The sequence below is a fragment of the Acinetobacter sp. YH12151 genome (assembly GCF_013418355.1).
Lineage (GTDB): Bacteria > Pseudomonadota > Gammaproteobacteria > Pseudomonadales > Moraxellaceae > Acinetobacter > Acinetobacter pseudolwoffii.
This window is the reverse complement of sequence record NZ_VPCG01000100.1, coordinates 1-2,669: the sequence shown is the minus strand read 5'-3', so window position 1 is coordinate 2,669 and position 2,669 is coordinate 1. Positions and strand designations below refer to the sequence as shown.

Genomic DNA, 2,669 nt, shown 5'->3' with positions numbered 1-2,669 from the left:
ATGCGTGCACTACGTAAAGGACAAGCATCGTCATTTTATTATGGTCAGCCTCAGGGTGAAGTGTGTCTAATCAACAGGGTTTTCGGTCTCTAAGCACTTTTTAAAGGGAACATCATCGACTCAAATCACTATTTGCAACAGTGCCAAGGCTAACCGAGTTATCCGAAGATTCACATCTAGATCATCAAAATGATGCAGTACTTTCACCAAGAGAATCCGAGCCAACTCGGTCGAGTAGCTCGGATTATGATGCCTACTTTTAAAGAGACACCCCCGCCGATCAGTAAACAGTCTTAGGGAACTTATGACGACGTGGGGTGGACTGAGTCCGTTTTACCCAATCTTCTGGATATTCTTGACTGTAAGAATCATGGTAATGACCTGACCAATATTCCTGATTGTCTTCATCTTGGCATTCGTGAACTTGAGAAAAGTTGTAGGTGCTCTGTTGAGCTACAGCATGTTGCTGAAGTATCTTTTCAGCTGTTTTTTCCGCCTGATCTAAAGCCATGAAAATATCGAGCAAGGCTTGGCGCTGTTGATGGTTCAGAACTTTAGCACCTTCGATAATCAGCTGTTTAGCGAGGTTTTTTGGCATGCATGGGTTTGCATCATTGAATTTAGTACGCATAGCAGTTTCCTAGATAAGAGTTTAATTATCTCCATCACTTCTCACGGTAATGGAGGCAACTTAACAGGGGTGAGAATACTGAATCTAGGATCAGCCAGCACGAAGCTGCCCTGCTAAGCTACCATAAGAACTGCTTAACAGTAGGCAAAAAAATAGCCGCAAGTGCGACATTTAATTGCACCTAGATTTTATCAGGTTCTCACACCTGAGCACAGATTTTGCTGTGTTGAAATAAGGTTATCCAGTAAAGAGCAGTGCGTCAAGGTCCTGATCAGTAGTTCTTATAAAAACTGAAAAATAAATAATCAAAGAATGTCAGGAGCTCAATTTATTTTATTATAAAAAAGAGAGGTTCAGTATGAGCCAATGGAGAAGATAAAAATGGCATGCTCCTCATTCTCAGTGTGTATCAGAAAGAATCTATATGGTATTAGGTACAGATATTTGCACATAACTGGCAATTAAAACAGGATATGTGCAATATTAGGACTTAACGACTTTAGGATTGACTAGATTTTTCTATGCCATAAGGTCATAAAATATCTAAATGTGAGTGATGAATAATGATGTATTCTGAAAATGACAGTCCAGTATATATTGCATCAGTGTTGGGAGAGCGCTTAAAACGCATTCGATTAAATCGAGATATGACACAAGCTGAAGTTGCGAGTAAAGCATGGATCAGTCGAAGAACGGTGTTAAATGCTGAGAAAGGTAATGCGAAACTCTCGGATTTAATTGCAATTCTAGCTGCATTAAACATGATTAATAATTTCAATGTTTTAATACCTGAAGAGTCATTTTCACCTATACAGTTGCTTAAACTAAAAGGCAAAGTTCGCAAAAGAGCATCAGGTAATAACAAGCCACCTGTACTGCAACTGGCAAAACCAAAGTCAGATTGGTGACACACATTTCTGATACGGGACTTATTTAGTATTGAGATCATGTCTGAATGGGCTGACCAAAAGTAAAAATTCGTCTGGGGCTATTTTTGCGATCAAGGTTGGTTGAAGGTCTGTGGTTAGTTAAAATATTATTCATGCATAATGCTATTAATCAGTAGGATGATGCTCCCTCATGACAAATCATATCCAGATTATAGATGGATCATCTTTCAAATCGATCTTCGTAGTAGGCGACTTGCATGGTTCTTATCACTTGCTGATGAGCCATCTCAACGCTATCGATTTTGACTTTGATAAAGATTTGTTGATATGCACGGGTGACCTGGTTGATAAAGGCAAAGAAAATTTAGAATGTTTTTCATTGATTAAAAAACCATGGTTTCGAACCGTTCGTGGCAATCACGAAGAAATGTGTATTAAAAGTCTATTTGATTCAAAGCTTAGACATTTACATGAAAGAAATGGTGGTGAGTGGTTCTATCAGTTGTCATCACATCAGCAGCATAAAATTATCAAAAGCTTTGAAGATTTACCAATCGTTATCGAGCTTGAACTTCTAGATAAACGAATAGGAGTAGTTCATGCAGATATTGATATTCATGAATGGGGCGCTTTTAAAGCAGATATCATGCAAGGTGATTACAGGATTTCAGGAATGGTTTCAGCTTACACAAATGCACTATGGGGGCGTGGAAGAGTAAAGAACTATTCAGATAATTATGATGTTGTAGAGAACATAGATGCTATCTATTTGGGACATACGATCGTCAAGGAAATGACCCGGTTAGATAATTGCTATTACATTGATGTGGGTTCATCCTTTACTCAAAAGCTTTGTATAACAAAAATTAAGTGAATATTTTGCAAGACTGAATAGCTACTGATTTTATAGACACCTTTTAGTTAGATTTGGACTGCCACCACTCTCAGCTGTAACTAAGGGGGGTGAATCTCTACACCTATAAGTCTCAATTTTAAAAAAATTAAGGTTTTTCTATTAAAAACGGCTTTGTTGCACAAAGATTTGAAATGCAAAGCGCCCCTAATTGAGCCAAATTTAAGGCGTAACTTGGGTAAGTGGTCGACCTAATTCCGTAAATCTGTTGAGGACTGCTACACGTGCATGAATT

General features: G+C 38.2%; 3 protein-coding genes and 1 pseudogene. 3 read left to right on the top strand and 1 reads right to left on the bottom strand.

Annotated elements, in window-relative coordinates; translation table 11 throughout:
- Positions 1 to 93 (top strand): annotated as a pseudogene (locus FTU82_RS15880) (IS6 family transposase); the annotation flags it as partial.
- A gap of 187 nt (positions 94 to 280) precedes the next feature.
- Here FTU82_RS15880 and FTU82_RS15875 read toward each other — a convergent pair.
- Positions 281 to 631, bottom strand: coding sequence for a hypothetical protein (locus tag FTU82_RS15875; RefSeq protein WP_004282055.1), 351 nt, complete (start codon positions 629 to 631; stop codon positions 281 to 283).
- 563 nt (positions 632 to 1,194) lie between these two features.
- Between FTU82_RS15875 and FTU82_RS15870 the strand changes: the two genes are divergently transcribed.
- Both FTU82_RS15870 and FTU82_RS15865 read left to right on the top strand, forming a co-directional pair.
- Positions 1,195 to 1,539: a helix-turn-helix transcriptional regulator gene (locus FTU82_RS15870; protein ID WP_005102094.1), complete on the top strand. Its 345-nt coding sequence runs from the start codon at positions 1,195 to 1,197 to the stop codon at positions 1,537 to 1,539.
- A 172-nt stretch (positions 1,540 to 1,711) separates the two neighbouring features.
- A complete protein-coding gene (locus FTU82_RS15865) occupies positions 1,712 to 2,395 on the top strand; it encodes a metallophosphoesterase (RefSeq protein ID WP_101235089.1) in 684 nt (227 codons plus the stop codon).
- Positions 2,396 to 2,669 lie beyond the last annotated feature (274 nt).

Excerpts from the sequence above, each read along its gene's own strand:
- FTU82_RS15875 (WP_004282055.1), bottom strand. The coding sequence starts at position 631 with ATGCGTACTAAATTCAATGATGCAAACCCATGCATGCCAAAAAACCTC.
- FTU82_RS15870 (WP_005102094.1), top strand. The coding sequence starts at position 1,195 with ATGATGTATTCTGAAAATGACAGTCCAGTATATATTGCATCAGTGTTG.
- FTU82_RS15865 (WP_101235089.1), top strand. The coding sequence starts at position 1,712 with ATGACAAATCATATCCAGATTATAGATGGATCATCTTTCAAATCGATC.